At 63.7% G+C, this 20,556-nt stretch carries 21 protein-coding genes; 11 read left to right on the forward strand and 10 right to left on the reverse strand.

Annotated features, from left to right (window positions below):
- The first annotated feature begins 78 nt into the window (after positions 1 to 78).
- Positions 79 to 420 carry a hypothetical protein gene (locus PMI04_RS14330; RefSeq protein ID WP_283184788.1) on the forward strand — a complete coding sequence of 114 codons (342 nt, stop codon included), beginning with the start codon at positions 79 to 81 and terminating at the stop codon, positions 418 to 420.
- A 113-nt stretch (positions 421 to 533) separates the two neighbouring features.
- On the opposite strand, the gene PMI04_RS14335 is transcribed toward PMI04_RS14330, so the two are convergent.
- The 4 genes from PMI04_RS14335 to hemB form a co-directional block, all read right to left on the reverse strand.
- Positions 534 to 1,109, reverse strand: a complete 576-nt coding sequence (locus tag PMI04_RS14335; protein WP_007706893.1) for a gamma carbonic anhydrase family protein — start codon at positions 1,107 to 1,109, stop codon at positions 534 to 536.
- A gap of 10 nt (positions 1,110 to 1,119) precedes the next feature.
- Positions 1,120 to 3,324, reverse strand: coding sequence for a fused MFS/spermidine synthase (locus PMI04_RS14340; protein ID WP_007706895.1), 2,205 nt, complete (start codon positions 3,322 to 3,324; stop codon positions 1,120 to 1,122).
- Between the two features lie 78 nt (positions 3,325 to 3,402).
- Positions 3,403 to 3,951: a GNAT family N-acetyltransferase gene (locus PMI04_RS14345; protein WP_037485675.1), complete on the reverse strand. Its 549-nt coding sequence runs from the start codon at positions 3,949 to 3,951 to the stop codon at positions 3,403 to 3,405.
- Positions 3,944 to 4,939, reverse strand: a complete 996-nt coding sequence (hemB, locus tag PMI04_RS14350; RefSeq protein ID WP_037485677.1) for a porphobilinogen synthase — start codon at positions 4,937 to 4,939, stop codon at positions 3,944 to 3,946. The genes PMI04_RS14345 and hemB overlap by 8 nt, the downstream gene beginning before the upstream one ends.
- A 255-nt stretch (positions 4,940 to 5,194) precedes the next feature.
- Between hemB and PMI04_RS14355 the strand changes: the two genes are divergently transcribed.
- Positions 5,195 to 5,425, forward strand: a complete 231-nt coding sequence (locus PMI04_RS14355) for a hypothetical protein (RefSeq protein WP_007706913.1) — start codon at positions 5,195 to 5,197, stop codon at positions 5,423 to 5,425.
- Between the two features lie 21 nt (positions 5,426 to 5,446).
- Here PMI04_RS14355 and PMI04_RS14360 read toward each other — a convergent pair whose 3' ends face one another.
- On the reverse strand, positions 5,447 to 6,220 hold the full coding sequence (locus PMI04_RS14360) for a hypothetical protein (protein WP_007706914.1): 774 nt from the start codon (positions 6,218 to 6,220) through the stop codon (positions 5,447 to 5,449).
- Between the two features lie 115 nt (positions 6,221 to 6,335).
- Positions 6,336 to 6,578, reverse strand: a complete 243-nt coding sequence (locus PMI04_RS14365) for a hypothetical protein (RefSeq protein ID WP_007706915.1) — start codon at positions 6,576 to 6,578, stop codon at positions 6,336 to 6,338.
- A gap of 115 nt (positions 6,579 to 6,693) precedes the next feature.
- Between PMI04_RS14365 and PMI04_RS14370 the strand changes: the two genes are divergently transcribed.
- From PMI04_RS14370 to PMI04_RS14395, 6 genes are all read left to right on the forward strand, one after another.
- The gene (locus tag PMI04_RS14370) at positions 6,694 to 7,215 is read left to right on the forward strand and encodes a GNAT family N-acetyltransferase (RefSeq protein WP_007706916.1); all 522 of its coding nucleotides are present in this window, start codon (positions 6,694 to 6,696) and stop codon (positions 7,213 to 7,215) included.
- An 11-nt stretch (positions 7,216 to 7,226) separates the two neighbouring features.
- A complete protein-coding gene (locus PMI04_RS14375; RefSeq protein WP_007706917.1) occupies positions 7,227 to 7,862 on the forward strand; it encodes a DedA family protein in 636 nt (211 codons plus the stop codon).
- Between the two features lie 7 nt (positions 7,863 to 7,869).
- Positions 7,870 to 9,411 (forward strand): apolipoprotein N-acyltransferase, encoded by a 1,542-nt coding sequence (lnt, locus tag PMI04_RS14380; RefSeq protein WP_007706918.1) that lies wholly within the window; start codon positions 7,870 to 7,872, stop codon positions 9,409 to 9,411.
- Positions 9,412 to 9,468: 57 nt separating this feature from the next.
- Complete coding sequence (gene metK / locus PMI04_RS14385) at positions 9,469 to 10,668, forward strand: methionine adenosyltransferase (protein ID WP_007706922.1); 1,200 nt, start codon at positions 9,469 to 9,471, stop codon at positions 10,666 to 10,668.
- A gap of 588 nt (positions 10,669 to 11,256) precedes the next feature.
- Positions 11,257 to 11,952 carry a tRNA (guanine(46)-N(7))-methyltransferase TrmB gene (locus PMI04_RS14390; RefSeq protein ID WP_007706927.1) on the forward strand — a complete coding sequence of 232 codons (696 nt, stop codon included), beginning with the start codon at positions 11,257 to 11,259 and terminating at the stop codon, positions 11,950 to 11,952.
- A 128-nt stretch (positions 11,953 to 12,080) separates the two neighbouring features.
- On the forward strand, positions 12,081 to 13,289 hold the full coding sequence (locus PMI04_RS14395; protein WP_007706928.1) for an integrase family protein: 1,209 nt from the start codon (positions 12,081 to 12,083) through the stop codon (positions 13,287 to 13,289).
- Between the two features lie 73 nt (positions 13,290 to 13,362).
- On the opposite strand, the gene PMI04_RS14400 is transcribed toward PMI04_RS14395, so the two are convergent.
- The 3 genes from PMI04_RS14400 to PMI04_RS14410 form a co-directional block, all read right to left on the reverse strand.
- Positions 13,363 to 13,506: a hypothetical protein gene (locus PMI04_RS14400; protein ID WP_157178090.1), complete on the reverse strand. Its 144-nt coding sequence runs from the start codon at positions 13,504 to 13,506 to the stop codon at positions 13,363 to 13,365.
- A gap of 125 nt (positions 13,507 to 13,631) precedes the next feature.
- The gene (gene add, locus PMI04_RS14405) at positions 13,632 to 14,783 is read right to left on the reverse strand and encodes an adenosine deaminase (RefSeq protein WP_007706930.1); all 1,152 of its coding nucleotides are present in this window, start codon (positions 14,781 to 14,783) and stop codon (positions 13,632 to 13,634) included.
- Positions 14,783 to 16,072: an NtaA/DmoA family FMN-dependent monooxygenase gene (locus PMI04_RS14410; protein WP_007706931.1), complete on the reverse strand. Its 1,290-nt coding sequence runs from the start codon at positions 16,070 to 16,072 to the stop codon at positions 14,783 to 14,785. Before PMI04_RS14410 ends, add begins: the two co-directional genes overlap by 1 nt.
- 253 nt (positions 16,073 to 16,325) lie before the next feature.
- Between PMI04_RS14410 and PMI04_RS14415 the strand changes: the two genes are divergently transcribed.
- Entirely contained in the window at positions 16,326 to 17,159 is an 834-nt protein-coding gene (locus PMI04_RS14415) for an AraC family transcriptional regulator (RefSeq protein WP_007706932.1), read from the forward strand.
- A 192-nt stretch (positions 17,160 to 17,351) separates the two neighbouring features.
- Here PMI04_RS14415 and PMI04_RS14420 read toward each other — a convergent pair whose 3' ends face one another.
- The gene (locus PMI04_RS14420) at positions 17,352 to 18,473 is read right to left on the reverse strand and encodes an NADH:flavin oxidoreductase (protein WP_007706934.1); all 1,122 of its coding nucleotides are present in this window, start codon (positions 18,471 to 18,473) and stop codon (positions 17,352 to 17,354) included.
- Between the two features lie 102 nt (positions 18,474 to 18,575).
- Between PMI04_RS14420 and PMI04_RS14425 the strand changes: the two genes are divergently transcribed.
- Complete coding sequence (locus PMI04_RS14425) at positions 18,576 to 18,986, forward strand: helix-turn-helix domain-containing protein (RefSeq protein WP_007706940.1); 411 nt, start codon at positions 18,576 to 18,578, stop codon at positions 18,984 to 18,986.
- 115 nt (positions 18,987 to 19,101) lie between these two features.
- The gene (locus tag PMI04_RS14430) at positions 19,102 to 20,529 is read left to right on the forward strand and encodes an aldehyde dehydrogenase family protein (RefSeq protein ID WP_007706943.1); all 1,428 of its coding nucleotides are present in this window, start codon (positions 19,102 to 19,104) and stop codon (positions 20,527 to 20,529) included.
- Positions 20,530 to 20,556: the final 27 nt, after the last annotated feature.

The raw sequence follows: 20,556 nt of genomic DNA on the forward strand, positions 1-20,556 counted from the left end.
GTAGACCGTTAGTAGATCGGTAAATATCAGCCCGCTAAACAATCGAATAACACGGAATTAACGTGAGTGGGATGCGTAATGAGACCTGAAGCAAACAATAAATCTCGGATTTGCTTGAATTTCGCCCGAGATGGGCTGAACGTCTATGCCAACCGTCAGGCATTAATGGACCTCCGCGACCAACTGTCTTGGCTTATCGATTCTCCGGCTGAGGACGTCTATCATTGCCACGTGTTAATGACGTTAGAAAATGACGAGAGCCGTTTTGAGGGCAAGCGCCCGCGCAATGCGGGGGTTTCATTTTCAGGCGATGCGGCAGAAATGGTCAACGCAGATTTTGACAACGGTGAGTGCGTTGATCTGTCGTTCTTCGTAATGCCTGATACTGAAATGGACGATATACAAAAGCATCAGAAATGAGACGCTAGTTCGCTCAAAGCTAGGTCCGCTATTGTGCGTATATCGAACAGAACCGGACTGTCTGAAACCCACCCATCCCGGCCATTGGCGGGCACCGCATTTATCCACGCGGCCTATTCCGCCTGCCGGACCGCGCCCTTATGGGCCTTGGCATTATGGACATAATGATCGACGCCCTCGCGCATGGTGATCAGCGCATCATCGGGCAGGTCGCGCATATATTTGGCCGGCCGCCCGGCCCATAGCTGGCGATGCAATACCGTCTTTCCCGGCGACAGCAGTGCACCGGCCGCCAGCATCGCGTCGCTCTCGACGGTGCAGCCGCTCATCACGATCGCGCCCAGGCCGACAAAGGCCCGGTCCTGCAGGACGCAGCCATGGACCATCGCCATATGGCCGATCAGCACATCCTCGCCGATGATCGTGGGATAGCCGGCATCGGGATAATTGGGCCGCCCATCGCCCGGACTGTCGCAATGGACCACGGTGCCGTCCTGGATATTGGTGCGCGCGCCGATGCGGATATGGTTCACGTCGCCCCGGATCACGCAATTATACCAGATGCTGGCATCCGCGCCGATCTCGACATCGCCGATGATCCGGCATCCCGGCGCAATGAAGGCGCTGGGGTGGATCACCGGCGCCTTGCCATTGAGCGGGATGATGGAAACGTCGGGATGATCGGTCATGAGGCTCTTTCTACAGCTTGAATTTCAGGATCGACAGGATGCTGGCATGGTCGTCGGTCCAGGAGGAAAAGCCCGGCCGCGCGCGCAGTTCCGTCCAGCGCCCCGGCCCGCTCAGCCGCTCCAGCCGGGCGATCTGGCTCGGATCGCGCGACAGGGCGACCCAGACCGATCCGGTGAACAGCCGCGCCAGATCGCGCCGGTCGGGGCGATAGTCGCGAAGCCGCGCCTGCCAGCCGCCATCGCGCGCGGCCGCCGCGATCACCGGCCGCAGGTCGAGATAGCGGTTGGAGATATGGATCATCAGCACCCCGTCGGGCGCCAGCCGCCGGCCATAGATCGCCATCGCCTCGCGCGTGAGCAGGTGCATCGGGATGCTGTCGGAGGAAAAGGCGTCGATTACCAATATGTCGGCGCCATCGGCCGCCTCGCCCGCCAGCACCATGCGCGCGTCGCCCAGCGCGATCTCGGCATTCGGCTGGCAGCGCGAGAGGAAGGTGAAGTCGCGCGGATTGCGGGCGATCGCCACCATGTCGGGGTCGATTTCATAGAAGCGCCAGACTTGGCCCGGCTGCTTGTAGCAGGCCAATGTCCCGGCCCCCAGCCCGACCAGGTCGATCCGCGCCTGCGGCCCGAACAGGTCGGGCGCATGGTTCAGCACCAGGCCGATGCCGGACTCGGGCGCATAATAGCTGGTCGGATCGCGCTCATGCCCGGGCCGCAGATTCTGCACCCCGTGCAGCGTCGTGCCATGGAACAGGATGCGCTGGTCCGGCCCCCTGTTGGTCACGCCATAGACGCCGAAATAGCTGCGCGTTAGCATGTCGGGCGTCACCGCCTGGGCCAGCTTGTCCCACCCCCCCAGGCACAGCATCAGATAGACGGACAGGCCGGCAAAGGCGAAGCGCTGGCCGACCGCCAGCACCGCCATCGCACCGATCGTCACGAAGCAGGCCGCCTTGACCAGATTGCCCGGCGTCGGGGTCAGCGCGCCCGCGCCCAGCAGTGAGAGGACCAGCCCCGCGGCCAGCATCAGCCCCGCCACCCAGACCCGCCGCCCGGGATCGGCCCATAGCTGTCGCCCGCCCTGCAACAAGGGTTCACGTCGCGGCAGCAACAGCGCAGCCCCCGCCAGCAGGATCGGATATTCAAAGGTCCAGTTGAAGATCAGCGGCGCGACCAGCGCGCAGAACAGCCCGCCCAGCATGCCGCCAAAGGACAGGATCAGATAGAAGCGGGTCAGATAGGCCGGGCTTGGTCGCCGGTCGTACAGATGCCCGTGCAGCACGATCGCCACCACGAACAGCAGCGCCAATAGGCCGATCGACAGGATCAGCGGCAAGCGGACCCCGTTCGGAAAGGCACAGCCGGCCCCGGCCAGCAACAGCAGGGGGGCGATCAGCGTCATCCCCCGCACCGTTCCGCGCCGCGCGGCAAAGGCAATCGAGAAGCTCAACAGGTAAAGACCCAGCGGCAGCACCCACAAGAGGGGCATGGCGACGATGTCGGTGGTGAGATAGAGGCTGGTCGCCAGCATCAGCCCCGACGGCACCGCCGCCAGCGCCATCCAGTGCAGCATGGTCGGTCCGTCGGGTGGCGGCCCGGCTTCGGCCGCTTCCTGCGCCAGCAGCGCATCGGTCGACGGCAGGCATCGGGCGCTCAGATAGACAAGGAAGAAGAGCAGGCTGTAGCCCAGCGACCAGCCGATGCTCTGCGCCTTCAGGCTGAACACGGGTTCGACCAGCAGCGGATAGGCGATCAACCCCGCAAAGCTGCCCAGGTTCGACGCGGCATAGAGCGGATAGGGATCGCCCGCCCCGGTGGCGGTGAACCAGCGCTGCAGCAGCGGTGCCTGCGCCGCGACGACGAAGAAAAGCGGCCCGATCGACAGGCCCAGCAACCAGGGCACCCACAACGCCGGATCGACATGCGCGGGTGGCGTCCCCGCGCACAGCCCGATCGGCAGGAAGATCGCCGACAGCAGGAACAGGCCGAGATGGATCAGCGCCTGCCGCCGCGCGGGAAAGCGCCCCAGCCAATGGGCATAGGCATAGCCGGCGAGCAGCAGCGCCTGGAACAGCAGCATCGCCGAATTCCACACCGCCGGCGCGCCGCCCAGCCGGGGCAACGCCATCCGCGCGATCATCGGCTGGACAAGGAACAGGAGGAACGAGCCCGCGCAGATCGTCAGGACATAGCGCGGCCGCGTTCCGATCATGATCTGCCTCGCCCTCCCTCAGCCGGCCGATCATGGCGCAGCGCCGTCACGCTGTCCACGCAGAAGGCAGCCGGGACATTATGCCCAGCAATCCACCTCATAGACGATATGCCGCGCCAATGGGTCGCCCAGGGCTCTGCCGGCTTCGCCATAGTCCAGTTCCGGTCGCCGGCGCATTCGCAACGCCATGACCAACTTGTCCGACGGTTCATTGCCCGGCACCGTACAAGCGAAGATTTTTTCCCCGGGAAAATGCTTTCTTGCCCAGCGGATCGCGGCCCATGCCGCCTCTTCGACCAGGCCCTGTCCACGAAAATCTTCGCCCAACAGCCAGCCGAGTATCAGCTTGTCCGCTATCGGCGTCCCGACCGGGCCGCCCCGCTTGACCCCCAAATAGCCCAGTATTGCGCCATCACTCCTGCGTTCGATGATCCAGAAGCAACAGCCATCGGCCTCCTGATGACGCGCCATGCTCAGCCACAGACGGACAAAATAGGATCGAGGCTGGGGACCGCCCAGATAAGCCATTGTTATCAGCGTATTCACCGCAGCCATCAACGGAACGACATTTCCCTTGCACCATGCGCGCAGGATCAATCGATCCGTCGTGATGGGCAAATCAGCCATTCAGCAGCCGCGCCGCATGCAGCGCATGATAGGTCAGCACGCCCGAACAGCCCGCCCGCTTGAACGCCATCAGCGTCTCCAGAATCAGCGCGTCGCGATCGCCCGAGCCGGCGGCGGCGCCATGTTCGATCATCGCATATTCGCCCGACACCTGATAGGCGAAGACAGGCACGGAGAAACGGTCGCGCACCCGCGCAACGATATCCAGATAGGGCAGGCCAGGCTTCACCATCACGCTGTCCGCGCCCTCGGCCAGGTCGAGCGCGACCTCGCGCAGCGCTTCCTCGCCATTGGCGGGGTCCATCTGGTAATTTTTCTTGTCGCCCTTCAGCAGCCCGCGCGAGCCGACCGCGTCGCGGAACGGGCCATAGAAGGCGCTGGCATATTTGGCGGCATAGGCCATGATCTGGACATTGGCGTGGCCGGTTTCCTCCAGCGCCTCGCGGATCGCGCCGATCCGGCCATCCATCATGTCGCTCGGCGCGATGATATCGGCGCCCGCCGCCGCCTGGTTGAGCGACTGGCCGATCAGCATGTCGATCGTCGCGTCATTGATCACATAGCCGGTCTCGTCGAGCAGCCCGTCCTGGCCATGGGCGGTATAGGGGTCGAGCGCGACGTCGGTCAGTACGCCGATGTCGGGCACCGCATCCTTGATCGCGCGGATCGCCCGGCACATCAGATTGTCGGGGTTCAGCGCCTCGGCGCCATCGTCGCTGCGCCGGTCGGCCTGGGTATTGGGGAACAGCGCCAGGCAGGGAATGCCGGCGTCGCGCGCCTCTTTCGCGCGGGCCACCATCAGGTCGACCGACCAGCGCGACACGCCGGGCAGCGCGGCGATCGGCTCTTCGACACCCTCCCCTTCGGTCACGAACAGGGGCCAGATGAAATCGCTGGGCGACAGGCGGTTTTCGGCATGCATCGCCCGGCTCCAGGCGGTGGCACGGGTACGGCGCATGCGCAGCGCCGGATAGGAAGCAAGTGTCATGGCGCGGGTGTAGGCCGCCGCTCCAGGGGGATCAAGCCGGACCGATTGTCCTGCCCGGACGGAATGCGGGCATTCGCCATGATCCGACGGACAGGAAACGGACCATCATCGATCCTCCCATGCGCGCCGCCCCTGTCATCCCGACAATCCTTGTCCAGGACGGGCATTATGTCCAATTCCCACCGCCACCTTCTGGCGCTACGGCAATAATAGCAGAATAATCATTTCATCATTATACAGGGCTTATTAAAAGCAATGGATTGGTTTCCAGTTGTTTTCATAACATTCAAGATCGTGGTCATCGGGGCGGGCATGTTCTTCGCCGTCAAGTGGCATTATGATCAGGATAAGAAGACACAGAAGAAAGAGGTGCTAAGCGCTGTCGGCAAGATAGGGGCGGTCTTGGTGCTGTCGCTCCTGGGCCTGCTGTTCGTCACCTTCATGCTTGCCAGGACGCTGGGTTTGGACGTGGCATTGCCCCGATAGAGGGCCGCTTCCCCAGCCAGCCTATTGCCCGCCATCATCCGCATTGCCCGCGCCGACGACGGTGCGGGTATAATCGATGCGGATGCGGACCCAGGCACCGACCTGCGGCTTGCCGTCGATGCGCGGCGGCCGCACCAGGAATTGCCAGGCCGCCAGCCGCACGGCGCGGGCAAAGCCCGATCCCATCGGATATTCGCTGATCGTCTGGCAATTTTCGACATGATAATGGTCGATCGTCTTGCACGCGACCAGGCCATAGCCCTGGGCCGGGGCATTGCCGGGCAGATAGGATGACAGTTCGGCATGGGTCGGCCGGCGATACCATTCCGCCTCGAACAGCTGCACCCCGCCCGGCCCTTCGCCCGGCCCGGCCACCGCCTTGGCATTGCCGGTGCCGCTGTCGCCGACGCCCGCCGTCTTCTTTTCCATCTTGCCGATGTCGGCCGCCGCCATCTGCCGGCTGTCGAGCGTGATGAAGGGAAAGGGCGATGGCGGCTGCACGGTCGGGGTCTCGACCGGCTTGGGCGGGCGCACCACGGCCTCGCTCTGCTTCTTGGGCGCCGCCGTGTCGCGCTCGCGCTTTTCGGCCTTCTGCGCCTTGGACTTTTCCTTGTTCGCCTGCTTCGCCGGCTCCATGTCGAAACTGACCGGATTGCGATCCTCGACCCGCTTCGGCTCCATGTGCGGCGCCATCGTCAGCAGCGCCAGCAGCAGGATCGCGTTCAGCACCAGCGCGAACGCCAGCCCTCCGGCCCGTTGCCGCAGCTTGTCCCAAGGAATATTAGAAAATATCAAGCGTGCCGACCGGTCTCTATGCGTTGCGCGTCATGCCCAGACGGCACCGCACAGTCAACGCCGTGGCGGCTGACAAATCGGTAATGTGGTGGGAAGCTCGGCCAGATGTCGCGCGTCAGCAGACATCCTCTTCGCGCACCACCGGCCGGCTCTCGCGGGTCGCGCGCATGCGGCTGGCCTTGTCGTCGACATCGGAGGTCAGCACGACATGGTCGTCATGCACTTCCAGCAGCACCCCTGCGAAGGGAAAGCCTTCCAGGCTGCCGGTCACGCGATAGCTGACCGAATCGCCGACCTTGAAGGTCGCCGGGTCCATGTTGAAGCTGAAGGGACAGCTACCCTCGCCCATATCCTGCATGTCTCTCTCCTCGTTGCGCCGATCCTAGGGCGCCCGGCCCCATCGGATCAAGCATGACGATATCGGTCCGATCGGGGCTGTTGCAGCCATCGCCGCCCCGCTAAAGGCCCTGTCCATGGATATCTGCCTCGCCGCCCCCGCCGACCTGCCCCTGCTCCATCGCGTGATCGAACGCGCCTATCGCGGCGACGAGGCCCGCGCCGGCTGGACCTTTGAATCCGACCTGCTGACCGATGCCCGTACCGATATCGAGACGCTGGAGGCGATCCTGGCCAGCCCGACCGAGCGGCTGCTGGTGGCGATCGACGACAAGGGCGTGCCGATCGGCTGCGTCCAGATCAGCAAGCGCGATGATGGCGTCGCCTATCTCGGCCTGCTCTGCATCGATCCGCAATTGCAGGCCGGTGGCCTTGGCCGCCGCATGATCGCCGCCGCCGAGGATCAGGCCGCCCGCGACTTCGGCGCCACGCAGATCGAAATGACGGTGATCGACCAGCGGCCCGAACTGATCGCTTATTATCAGCGGCGCGGCTACCTACTGACCGACGAGAAGCGCCCCTTCCCCATTCCGCTCGATCCGCCGCTCGAAATGGTCGTCCTGGCAAAAGCGCTGGCGGCTCCGGTTCAACTCAGCTAGGCCCGCCAACGATGCTCACCAAGCTCTATCAGTGGATGCTGGCCAAGGCCGCCCACCCGCACGCCGAACGCTGGCTGTTCGCCTTTTCCTTCATGGAATCGAGCTTCTTCCCGATCCCGCCGCATCCGCTGCTCGGCCTCATGTGCCTGGCCCGGCCGGAACGGGCGATCCGCTATGGCCTCATCTGCACCATTGCCTCGGTGCTGGGCGGCCTGCTGGGCTATGGCATCGGCCATTTCCTCTACCAGGCGGTCGGCGCGCAGATATTGCACCTGCTGGGCCTGTCGGCGAAATTCCCGGTCGCCGCCTGCTATCTGCGCGACTATGGCGCGGAAATCATCCTGATCAAGGGCGCGACGCCGATCCCGTTCAAGCTGATCACCATCACGGCCGGCTTCATCGGCCTGCCGCTCTTCACCTTCCTGTGGGCCAGCATCCTGTCCCGCGCCTTCCAGTTCATGATCGTGGGCTTCCTGTTTTGGAAATTCGGCCGCCCGATCAAGGCGTTCATCGAGAAATATCTGGCCCCGCTATCGGCGCTGTTCCTGGTGCTGGTGGTCGGCGGCTTCATTGCGGCGTCGATGCTGTCGGGCGGCGGGCAGAAGAGCGATCGCTGCTCCAACGCCACCCTGTCCAGCGTCTCCTGATCCGTCCATGAACGCCCTGCTCGCGCGTCATCCCCGGCTTGCCGCCCTGCTTGCCGGCTTTGTCTCGGCGACCGGTTTCGAGCCGCTGAAGCTCTGGCCAGTCACGATCGCCTGCCTCGCGCTGCTGATCCTGCTGGTCGAGCGCGCGCCTGATCGCCGCGCCGCCTTCAGCCGGGGCTGGCTGTTCGGCGTCGGCCATTTCACCCTGGGCCTCAACTGGATCGCTCACGCCTTCACCTATCAGGACGCGATGCCGCACTGGTTCGGCTATGGCGCGGTCGTCCTGCTTTCCCTCTATCTCGCCATCTATCCCGGCCTCGCCACGCTCGCTGCATGGTGGGCGGGGCGCCGCTTTGCCTTGCGCGGCACCGCCTTCCTGCTGCTGTTCGCCGCCTGCTGGATCGCCAGCGAATATGTGCGCGCCACCCTCTTCACCGGCTTTGCCTGGAACCCGATCGGCGTCACCCTGCTGCCGACCGGCGCTGCGATCGCCGCGACCCTGGTCGGCACCTATGGCCTGGGTGCGTTGGTGCTGCTCGCCGCCGGCGCCTGCCTGCTGGCCGCGCGCCGTCAGTTCCGCCCCACCGCCGCGATCGCCGTGCCGCTCGTCGCCCTCGCGCTCTGGGGCCAGTTCTCGCCGGCCCCGGTGGCCCCTGCCGGCGCGCCGCTGATCCGCGTGGTCCAGCCCAATATCGGCCAGGACGAGAAATATTCGGCTGAGCTCGAACAGGCGCATTTCCGTACCCTCGCCACCCTGTCGGGCAAGCCGCGCCCCGCGCCGCGCCTGATCTTCTGGCCCGAGGCCGCGATCCCCGCCTATCTCGACATGGAACCCGCATGGCGCTGGCGCCTGGCGGACCTGATGGGGCCGGGCGACCTGCTGATGACCGGCGCGACCAAGGTCTATTTCAAGGACAAGGGGCCTTATGGCACGACCGAACTGGCCGGCGCCAACAACAGCCTGTTCGTGGTCACCCCCGATGCCCAGCTCGCGGCCCGTTACGACAAGGCTCACCTCGTCCCCTATGGCGAATATCTGCCGATGCGGAATATCCTCCAGCCGATCGGCCTGTCACGGCTGGTGCCGGGCGATGTCGATTTCTGGCCCGGCCCCGGCCCGCAGAGCCTGACCCTGCCCGCCACCCTTGGTCGCCCCAATCTCAAGATGGGGGTACAGATCTGTTACGAGATCATCTTCTCAGGCCAGGTGGTCGATCGCGCCCATCGCCCGGATTTCCTGTTCAACCCCTCCAACGACGCCTGGTTCGGCAGCTGGGGGCCGGTCCAGCACCTGGCCCAGGCCCGGCTGCGCGCACTCGAAGAAGGGCTGCCGATCATTCGCGCCACGCCCACCGGCGTGTCCGCCATCGTCGATGCGCGCGGCCATGTGCTGCACGCGCTTGCCAGCCATCGTGCCGGCTATCTCGACAGCCGCCTGCCACCGCCGCTGCCCGCCACGCTGTTCGCGCGGATCGGCAACTGGGCGCCCTTTGCGTTCATGCTGCTGCTGATCGGCGCAGCCCTTGCCTTGCGCAAAGGCAAAAGCTAATAACGACATAAAGTTTTCTTTATATCCTTTCGTCCGCAAGCGTCTTACGGGAGTCTCATGCGTAATCAATTTCTCTTCACCTCGGAATCCGTTTCCGAAGGCCACCCCGACAAGGTCGCGGACCAGATCTCCGACTCGATCGTCGACCTGTTCCTGTCCAAGGACCCCGAAGCCCGCATCGCGTGCGAAACCCTGACCACGACCCAGCTGGTCGTCCTGGCCGGCGAAATCCGCTGCAAGGGCGTCTATGAAAATGGCGAGTGGGCGCCCGGCGCCAAGGAAGAGATTGAGGCAACCGTGCGCGCCACCGTGAAGCGCATCGGCTATGAGCAGGACGGCTTCCACTGGGAAACCTTCCGCTTCGAGAACAACCTGCACGGCCAGTCGGCCCATATCGCGCAGGGCGTCGATGAAAGCGGCAACAAGGATGAAGGCGCCGGCGACCAGGGCATCATGTTCGGCTATGCGTCGGACGAAACCCCCGATCTCATGCCCGCCACCCTCTATTATTCGCACAAGATCCTGGAGCGCATGGCCGCCGACCGCCACGCCAAGGTCGTGCCCTTCCTGGAACCCGACGCCAAGAGCCAGGTGACGCTCGAATATATCGACGAAAAGCCGGTCCGCGCGACCGCGCTGGTCGTCTCGACCCAGCATGCCGCCGGCATGGACAATGACGACAGCCGCGCCGAGCTGCGCGCTTACGTCAAGGGCGTGATGGCCGATGTCCTGCCCGAAGGCTGGCTGCCCGAAGACGAAAGCATCTACGTCAACCCGACCGGCCTGTTCGAAATCGGCGGCCCCGACGGCGACGCCGGCCTCACCGGCCGCAAGATCATCGTCGACACCTATGGCGGCGCGTCGCCCCATGGCGGTGGCGCCTTCTCGGGCAAGGACCCCACGAAGGTCGACCGTTCGGCCGCCTATATCACCCGTTATCTCGCCAAGAACATCGTTGCCGCCGGCCTCGCCCGTCGCTGCACGATCCAGCTCAGCTACGCCATCGGCGTTGCCGAGCCGCTCTCGCTCTATGTCGACCTGCACGGCACCGGCACCGTCGAAGCCTCGGCGATCGAAGCGGTCCTGCCGACGCTGGTGCGCCTGACCCCCAAGGGCATCCGCACCCATCTGGGCCTCAACAAGCCGATCTACCAGAAGACCGCCGCCTACGGCCATTTCGGCCGCACGCCCGACGGCGACTATTTCCCCTGGGAAAAAACCGACCTGGTCGACGCGCTCAAGGCGAAGCTGGCCTGATCCAACGGTCACGGACCCAATGAAAAAAGGGCGTCGGAGCATGGCTCCGGCGCCCTTTTCCTTGGGTCCCCTTCCTTGCCGGAACATGACGAAAAGTTCATTGGTCTCCCGCCTGCCAAGCCGCCATAAAGAGGGCGTCGGGCTCGCACCCCTGTCGAGCCCGGCACCCTCCACATAAGGCGATGCCATGACCCGACCCATCGCAACCGCCTTTTTCAGCCTTGTTCTTCTGGCCGGCAGCGCCGCTCCTGCGTTGGCGGCCCCATGCAAGGATGCAAAGGGCAAGTTCGTCAAATGTGCCCTCAAGGCCCCCGTCAAAAAGGGGCCGTGCAAGGACGCAAAAGGCCGCTTCACCCAGTGCAAGTGACCTGACGCACCGATGATGCCGGTCGGGCCTTGACCACCCGCCCAGCCTTCGGGCCGTGCCATGGCGCGTCTCTCGGGGATCATCCTGCCGCTCTCCCCTGTTCGGCATTCCATGATCCCCGTACGCTGCCCCCTTCCCGTCCCCTGCCTGCATGCGGGGCGGGAGGGGGCAGATATCCCTTCCTCTTGCCCCCGCGCCCCGCGCCCGCTATCGGCGCGCGCATGACCGCGCATAAATCGGGCGATCCGACCACCCTCAACCGACTCTATGGCCGCCAGTCCGGGCCGAAGCTCCGCAAGGGGCAGCAGGAACTGGTCGACACGCTGCTGCCTGCCGTATCGGTGCCCGAAGAAGGTCCGGTCACGGCAGCCGACCTGTTCGGCTACGACCGCCCGCTCCATTTCGAGATCGGCTTCGGCGGCGGCGAGCATCTGGCCTATCGCGCCGACATGCTGCCCGACCATGGCTTCATCGGCTGTGAACCCTTTCTCAACGGCGTGGTCCAGGCGCTCGGCCATATCCGCGACGGCGCGCTCGGCAATGTCCGCCTGCACATGGGCGATGCCCTCGATGTGCTGTCGCGCATCCCCGACGGATCGCTCAGCTTCGTCTATCTGCTCCATCCCGATCCCTGGCCCAAGGCGCGCCATGCCAAGCGCCGGATGATGAACCCCGGCCCGGTCGCCATGATCGCGAAGAAGCTCAAGCCCGGCGGCGAGTTCCGTTTCGGCACCGATCATCCCGTCTATCTGCGCTGGGCGCTGATGGTGATGAACGGCCATCCCGATTTCGACTGGCTGGCCAGCGAGCCACAGGATTTCCTCACCCGGCCGGGCGGCTGGCCCCAGACCCGCTACGAGGCCAAGGCCCGCAGCCTGGGCCATGAGGTCTGGTACTTCCGCTACCGGCGGATTTAGATCAGTAGCTTGCCGAACAGAATGATTATTTTTCAGTGTGTTATTCCGAAACGCGCCGCCACCTGCCGCCGCCCGTTTCCGTTCCGGTGATTGCCCGGTGATTACTTTTTTGGTACATGAGGTTCGTCATGGCGACCGGAAAAATCACCAAGCGAACCCTCGACGCTCTCCAGGCAGGCGCTGTTACCGGCTTCCTTTGGGATGACGAACTGAAGGGGTTCGGAGCGAAGATCACCGCGGGCGGCTCTGCGTCCTATGTAGTCCAGTATCGGATGGGTGGCCGCGAGGCGAAGACGCGTCGCTACACGATCGGCGGTCATGGCTCGCCATGGACGCCTTTCACTGCGCGCGAGGAGGCGACGAGACTTCTCCGCCTCGTCGCCCAAGGGATCGATCCCGTCGAATCGGACAAGCAGCGGCGGCGCGAGGCTGTCGATCTTGCCTTTTCCAATTACGCCGACCGTTTCGCGGCGGACTGCAAAGGAAAAGGTTGGTCGACGCTCGTAACTCGATCACTTCACCTACACGTCAAGCCCGTCTTGCGGGACAAAGCGCTTCCGACAATCACGCGCATTGATGTGGTGGCCGTGTTCGATCGCATGCCGGCTGACCAAGCCGCCAATCGTCGCAACGTGTTTGCCGTGCTGAGGCGCCTGTTCCGATGGGCGGTGAGCCGCGGCGATATCGACAGAAGCCCGATGGAGGGCATGGAAACGCCGAAAGCGGTTAAGGCTCGCGAGCGCTGGCTGAGTGACAGCGAGTTGGCGAGGGTCTGGATTCAGGCCGCCGAATGCCATCGGTGCTTCGGCCCCATCGTTCGGCTCCTTATCGTTACTGGTCAGCGGCGAGAAGAGATCGGTGGTCTACATTGGCATGAATTGGACCGTTCGGAACGTGAGATGCGGCTGTCCGGTGATCGGACGAAGAACGGCGAGCCGACGACCATACCCCTCAATGACCTCGCGGTGTCCGAACTCGACAAAGTGGCCGGGCGCGAAAAGTGGCCAACTCGCGGCAGAGTTTTTCCAACGGCGACTGGGGCCGCGTTTACGGCCTATCATAAGGGCAAGACGAAGCTCGATAAGCTGCTTTCAAAGGATGGCGGCACACCGATGCCGCCTTGGCGCCTCCACGACCTCAGGCGAAGTTTGGCAACTGGGTTCCAGAGATTGGGCGTTCGGTTTGAGGTGACCGAAGCGGTTCTCAATCACGTCGGCGGCTCGCGATCTGGAGTGGCAGGCATCTACCAACGCCATGATTGGAAGCCGGAAAAGCGAGAAGCATTGATAACTTGGAATGGCCATCTTTCCAAAGCCATCGAAGAGACGGCCGCCTAGTTTTACTCGGGTTCCATTCAATCCCTGCAAAGGTTCGAATCTTTCTTGCCCCGCTAACCTCGCCGATTTCGCTCTATGATCCGATCTTGCCGCCGATCACCGCATAACGCCGTGCGGTGTAGCGAACCGCCGTTTCCACGCTATTGCCCGATACCTGCGCAACCCAAACGGCGATCAAGCAGGCCTCGATCAGCATACGCCGATCCGGTACGGACATGATCGGTTGCATCGCAATCGATCATAATTGATTTCACGTGTTTGCCGGCAAGGCGGTACGAAATGGCGACCTCAGCGTAAAACTTCTCGAACCGCCGCAGCCTAACATTCTCGGTGGAGGGGGGATCAGCGCACTCCTGCAGGCCTCTTGGCGAGATCGAGATCGGATTGCCTTAAATAGCGCTTTAGCCGAAGCGCGTATGCGCGCCGTTGGGCGGGCTCGATCCATGAGATGGCAAAGCTGTTGCGAGCAAGCTGGGCCAGATGAGCGCGATCCATGCCGGTGGTCTGTTGCACGCGTAACATGAGATCACCCACGTAGAGACTGCGCTTCATTCCCGGATCATCGGAATTCACCGTGACCAGCAAGCCTTTGTCCAACAGCCGGGCGATCGCGCCTGCCCGGTATTCCATCCGACCGGGAATGTCCGCGTAGAACAGGGTCGCGGCACCAGTCAGGCCGATCTTGCGACGGCGCACTTCTTCAACGAGCGCTGGATCGTTCAGAACGTTGAGGCCGTGGTCGATCCTTTCAACCCCCAGCAGCTTGATGACGCTCCAGTGATGCGCCACCGTATTTGGCTGATCCACATCGCAGTGCGAGGTGAGGTGCAGGCCCAACTCGCGGGCGCGCGCGTAGACGGCCTGGAACTTCGCCGGAAAGTCGTCGACCTCCGGATTGTCAAGCCCGACGCCGATTATCAGCGAACCTAACCAGGGTCTGCTCTCTTCCAGAACCTGCGCCGCCTGATCAGCTGGGCGGTCGCGCAGGAACGAGAGGATGAAGCGGGCGTCCAGTCCCAATTCGCGGCTGGCATCCTCGCGGGCGCGGGCAAGGCCCCCGTAGAGTGTGGCCAGCGAGACGCCGCGTGCCTGATGGAGCTGAGGGTCGACGTAGACCTCCGCATGGACGACGCCCTGTGAACGGGCCTTGCGGAAATAGGCTAAAGCGACGTCGTGGAAATCACGCTCGGTCTGCATGACGCCGACCAGTTCCTCGTAGATCTGGATGAAACTGCTCAGATCGTTCGCATCGCGCAGGCGGGAGCGCACATCCTCCGGGGTGGCGTAGCGGGTGGCGATGCCGTTGCGCCGCGCCATTTCGAGGTAAAGCTCAGGCTCCATCGTCCCTTCGAGGTGGACGTGCAGTTCCGCCTTGGGCAATCCCATGATGAAGGCGCGGTCGGCGCTTTCGCCTGTCTCGTCGGCAGCGAGGGTGGGCCGCGGCGCGATAACCAGGAGCGACAGGACCACAGCGGCAAGCCATCCGCGCACCATCAGAATTCTCCCAGATGGCTGCGCAGCGTGGTGCCGGCATAGCGTGAACGGACCTGGCCGCGCTGCTGGAGCACGGGCACCAGATCGTCGACTATCCGTCCGACGATCGCGGGGGTCAGCGGGCCGGCGATGAGGAAACCGTCGCCGCCGACCTCTTCCATAACGGCCGCCATCTCGTCGGCCACTTGCGCGGCGGTGCCGACCATGGGCGTATCGGGCGTCTGGCGTGCCATGCGCAGCGCCATCTCCCGGATCGTCGCGCCGCCGCTGCGCAGCCAGTCGAGCGTGCCGCGGCTGCCGTTCGTGTTCACTTCGGCGGGCAGCGGCTCGTCGAGATCGTAAACTGCGAGGTCGATGCCGGTAATCGCACTGATCTGGGCTACCCACGCCTCGACCCTGTTGGCGGGCATGTCGGCCATGGCGGCGCGCACTTCTCGGGCCTCGGCTTCGTCGCGGCAGATATGGGGAAACGCAACAGCCATGACTTTGACCTCTTCGGGATCGCGTCCTTCTTCCGCCGCGAGGCGCCGAATTTCATCACGGAATGCCTTGATGGCGGGGGGATAGTTGACGGGCGTGAGCACGATATCAGCATGCCGCGCCGCGAACCGGCGGCCCTTTGGGGACGCGCCGGCCTGGGCAAGGACGGGCCTTCCCTGCGGCGAGGGTGGAACGTTCAGCGGCCCCTTCACCGAATAGTAGGCGCCGGAGAAGTCCACTTCGTGCACTTTGGTATGGTCGGCGAACACGCCGCTGGCCGTGTCCGCGACGACGGCTCCGGGCTCCCATGAGTCCCACAGGCGCTTGCACAGCCGGACGTATTCGTCGGCGATGTCGTAGCGCTCGTCATGTTCCGGCAGGCCGGCCATGCCGAAGTTGAGAGCCGCCCGCTCGCTGGACGACGTGACCACGTTCCAGCCGACACGCCCGCCGGTCAGCAGGTCCAATGTCTGCACCTGACGTGCCAGCAGGAACGGCGGGTAGAAGCTGGTGGTCAGCGTGGGAATGATGCCGATGCGCGAGGTCGCTGCCGCCATCAGCCCGGCCATGACAGCAGGGTCGAACTTGGGCGCGTGGATAGCTTCGCGCAAATACACCTCGCGGCTTGCCCCGTAGGTATCGGGAATAGCGCTGAGGTCTTCGAGGAGGATGAAATCGAAGCAGGCCTCCTCCAGCCTTTTCGCCATGTCCTGGTGGAGATGGGGGTCGGCCCAGCCATAATTCGGGTCGAACTCGGCCGATCCCCATCCCTGCACCGCTTCGTAAAGAAACCAACCCAGATGAAACATCGCAATCCTCTTATGCCTAGGGGCCCACTTCGTGAAATTCCTGTCCTTCCATGTTATCGGGCGACACCCAGCAGCAGAATGCCTAGGGGTCATCCGACTTGCCCCAGGTTCCGGCCCCGCGAAAAATCCCGCGTCGGGGGGCTCGCTATTCTTCGCAACGGATCGTTCGAGATTTACGGCTGGACAATAAGCATGTCTGTCCGCGATGCGCATGGTTCCGCCCCGACTGGCCTGATGAACGGCGAGGAGTGTCATGGATCTGTTCGTCCAGCGTAATAGGTTCGCCTTCCACGAAGGGTATAGCGATGGTGACCCATACCGCGCGTCCTACCGAGCCCGGCGCGCGGAAGTCTCCATCATCCTGGAAGGGGCCGTATTGTTCGTCGAGGACGGCCGGCCGCGGACGGTCGAGGCACCGGCGCTGACGTGCCAGACCTACGAGCGCGAACTCGAAGTCATCCCGGCAGTCGGCAGGCGCACCCGCACGATGTGGTGCCACTTTCCGCCGCATCGCCTGAGCGCGGCCGACTGGAACTTCCTGCGCGGCCTCCCTTCGACGATGCCGATAGTGGAGAGTCTCAGTGCGATGTTCCGCGGGGCGACACCGTTGCTCCAGTCGATCGGCGAAGCAAGCGCCGGCCAGGCCCAGGTCGAGGCGGCCAGCGATGGCCGCACGATGGTGCGCGACGCGCTTGGAGCAGCGATCTTCGCCGAATACATCCGCTGCGCGTCCGAAATGGGAAATGCGAGAAAGGCTTTGCCCCAAGCCGTTCGGGACGTTCGGTACGCCATCGACGAGCGCTATGGCGAGACGTGGGATCTTGATCGCCTCGCGACCGTCGCGCAGCTCAATCCGAAATACCTGATCGCGCTGTTTCGGCGCCACCTCGACGAAACGCCGATTGCGTACCTGTGGCGCAAGCGCGCTGAGTCCGGCCATTCGATGCTGCGCCAGACCCGCCTGAGTGTAGAGGAGATCGCCTTTCAGTGCGGGTATCAGAGCGTCGCGCACTTCTCCCGCACGATCAAGCAGCGCTACGGCGCGCCGCCCCGCGATATCCGCGCCGGTACGTCGCCCGACGGCTAGGTAGTCACGCCCCAGGATTTTGCGAAGGCGTCCAGCCGTGCCAGGTAGGGGCGGCGCTCCTCCGGCGAAATCCACGCTGCGTTAAGACCACAGGTATTCGTTGCTAGCTCGACGAACGCTTGAATCCGCACAGAGAATGGTGGCCAAAGCTGTAGCGGGCGGAGATGCTCACCTCCGCCCGCCATGCCTGCATTACACCAGTTCGGCGAGCGAAGCGGCATCGAACCCCTTCAAGGCCGCATGATCGCCTTGTTCCACCTTTGCCGCCCATAGTGGGTCGCTCAGCAGCACGCGGCCCACAGCAATCAGGTCGAACTCGTCCCGCTCCATGCGCTCGACAAGACGATCTAGACTGGCCGAAGTCGAATCCTTGCCAACGAAGGCGCTGCTGGTGACGTCGTTGTCGAGGCCCACCGACCCCACGCCGATCGTTGCGGCGCCCGTGACCTTCTTGGCCCAGCCCGCGCCATTGAGGCCGTTCTCACCGTCGATCTCCGGGAACTCCGGCTCCCAGAAGCGGCGCTGCGAGACGTGCAGGACATCGACGCCCGCCTCGACCAGCGGCCGCAGCCAGTTTTCCATTTCGGCCGGCGTAGCGGCGAGGCGTACAGTGAGATCCTGCTGCTTCCACTGGCTGACCCGCATGATGATCGGGAAATCAGGCCCCACTGCTTCGCGCACCGCGCCCACGATTTCGACCGCAAAGCGCGAACGGTCCTTGATCGTCAGCCCGCCGTAACGGTCGGTGCGCTGATTGGTGCCCGCCCAGAAGAACTGATCGATGAGATAGCCGTGGGCGCCGTGGATCTCGACCGTGTCGAACCCGAGCCGCTTGGCGTCCGCTGCCGCCTTGGCAAAGGCCACGACCGTATCGGCGATGTCTTCCTCGCTCATGGCGATGCCGCGCGGATCGCCCGGGGAATCGAGACCGGACGGGCTCTCGACCGGTGCGTCTGGCTCCCAGCCATTGATGTAGCGCGCCGCCCCAGTGTGCCAGATTTGCGGGCCCATGCGGCCCCCCGCATCATGGACAGCCTCGATGACATTCTTCCATCCGGCCAGCGCCTGATCACCGTGAAACAACGGGATACCCGCATCGTTGCGCGATGCCGGACGGTCGACCACCGTCCCCTCCGACAGGATCAGCCCAACATGGCCTTGCGCCCGCCGGCGATAATAGGCGGCGCTATCTGATCCGGGAATGCCTTCCGGAGAGAACAGGCGCGTCATCGGCGCCATGACGATGCGGTTCTTCAATTCGAGTGACCGGACAGAGAAAGGACGGAACAAGCTGCTGGTATCGGGATGAGGCATGACATTGACTCCATTTCGAACTATGAAGCACTTAAGTATATCTTGTAGACCTAGCGTCAATCAGGCACCTCAAGTCGCCTTGGTATATCGAAGGAAACCAGCATGCTTGAAATCGAACCCCTCTGCTTCTCGTCCGAATGCCCAAGCCGGGCATTGTTCGATCAGATTGCTGACAAATGGTCGATGATGGTGATCGCCGTGCTCGACGACGGGCCGCAGCGGTTCAACGCCATCCGTCGCCGGCTGCAGGGCGTCACGCAGAAGGCGCTGACCCAGAGCCTTCGCCGGATGGAGCGCAACGGCCTGATCGCGCGCGAGGTTATCTCGCTCTCGCCGGTCGCGGTGCAGTATCAGATCACGCCGCTGGGGCGCACCTTGCAGCAGCCGTTCCGGGCGCTGCACGAATGGACGCTGGAGAAGCTGCCAGAGGTCGATGCTGCAAGGCAAGCCTTCGATGCGATGAATGGCCGACAGATGCCGCAGGATGGCGAGCGAGCCAGAGCGGCTGCATAGGCTGGGATGGCCGGTCTGGTATCTCCGGCCCTACCAGCGCACTTCAAAGTGCCTGATTGACGCCAGGTTTACAAGTTATACCTAAAGCTCCATCAACAACTGATGGAGCTTTTCTATGCGTGACAATCTTCAATTCTACATCGCCGGTTCGTGGGTACAGCCTGCAAGCGACTCGGTGGTGGACGTCATCAACCCGGCGGACGAAACCGTCGTCGGCCGGGTCGCTTTGGGCGATGTCAGCGACGTCGATAAAGCCGTCACCGCTGCTCGCAAGGCGTTCGAGACCTATTCGCAGACCTCGGTCGAGGAGCGCATCGCGCTTTTTGATCGGATCATCGCCGCTTATGAAAAGCGCGCGGGCGACCTCGCGCTGGCCGTGACCGAGGAAATGGGTGCCCCGCAATGGCTGTCCGAGCAGTTGCAGGTCACCTCTGGCCTCGCCCATTTTCAGATAGCGCGCGCTTCGCTTGCGTCCTACCGCTTCGATGAGCCGCTCGGCACGAGCGAAGTCGTGCGCGAGCCCATCGGCGTCTGCGCGCTGATTACCCCGTGGAATTGGCCGCTAAACCTCATTGGCGCCAAGGTCGCGCCGGCGCTGGCCGCTGGATGCACCATGGTGCTGAAGCCTTCCGAGATCGCGCCCTTCTCCGGCACGATCCTGGCCGAGATCCTGCATGAGGCTGGCGTGCCAAAGGGTGTCTTCAATCTTGTGCATGGCAATGGCCAGGTCGTCGGCAACGCCCTCACCAGCCATCCGGAGGTCGATCTCGTGTCCTTCACCGGTTCTACCGCTGCCGGGATCGAGGTCGCACGTAGCGGCGCCCTGACCGTCAAGCGGGTGCACCAGGAACTGGGCGGAAAATCGCCAAATATCATCCTGCGTAGCACCGATCTTGCTTCAGCGGTCGAAGGCGGCGTGGCGCAGATGATGCTGAATAGCGGCCAGTCGTGCAGCGCGCCGTCACGCATGCTGGTGCATGTCGATCAACTCGCCGAAGCGATCGACTATGCCCGTGCGGCCGCCGCAACCTGGTCGGTCGGAGACCCGTCTTCCAACGCAAAGATGGGGCCGGTGGCGTCGGAGGCGCAGTGGAACAAGATCCAGCGCCTTATCCAGTCCGGGCTCGACGAAGGCGCAACGCTGGTCACCGGTGGCCTGGGCCGTCCCGATGGTCTCGATAAAGGCTATTACGTACGGCCCACCGTCCTTGCCAATGTGCGCAACGACATGACCGTGGCGCGTGAGGAAATCTTCGGTCCGGTGCTGGTGATCATCGCTTATTCCGACGAGGAGGAAGCTGTGAGGATCGCCAATGACACGATCTATGGGCTTGCTGCCTATGTTCAGGGCGAGCGGAACGAGGCCGAAGCCACCGCACGCCGCCTGCGTGCCGGGCAAGTCTACCTCAATAACGTCAGCCTGGATCTGGCTGCCCCATTCGGCGGCTACAAGCAGTCGGGCAACGGGCGTGAGTGGGGGCCGATGGCCATCGGCGAATTCCTCGAAATCAAGGCCATTATCGGCTTCCGTGACGCCGCCTGATGTCAGACACGCTCTGACATACATGAC

This window comes from Sphingobium sp. AP49 (assembly GCF_000281715.2).
Lineage (GTDB): Bacteria > Pseudomonadota > Alphaproteobacteria > Sphingomonadales > Sphingomonadaceae > Sphingobium.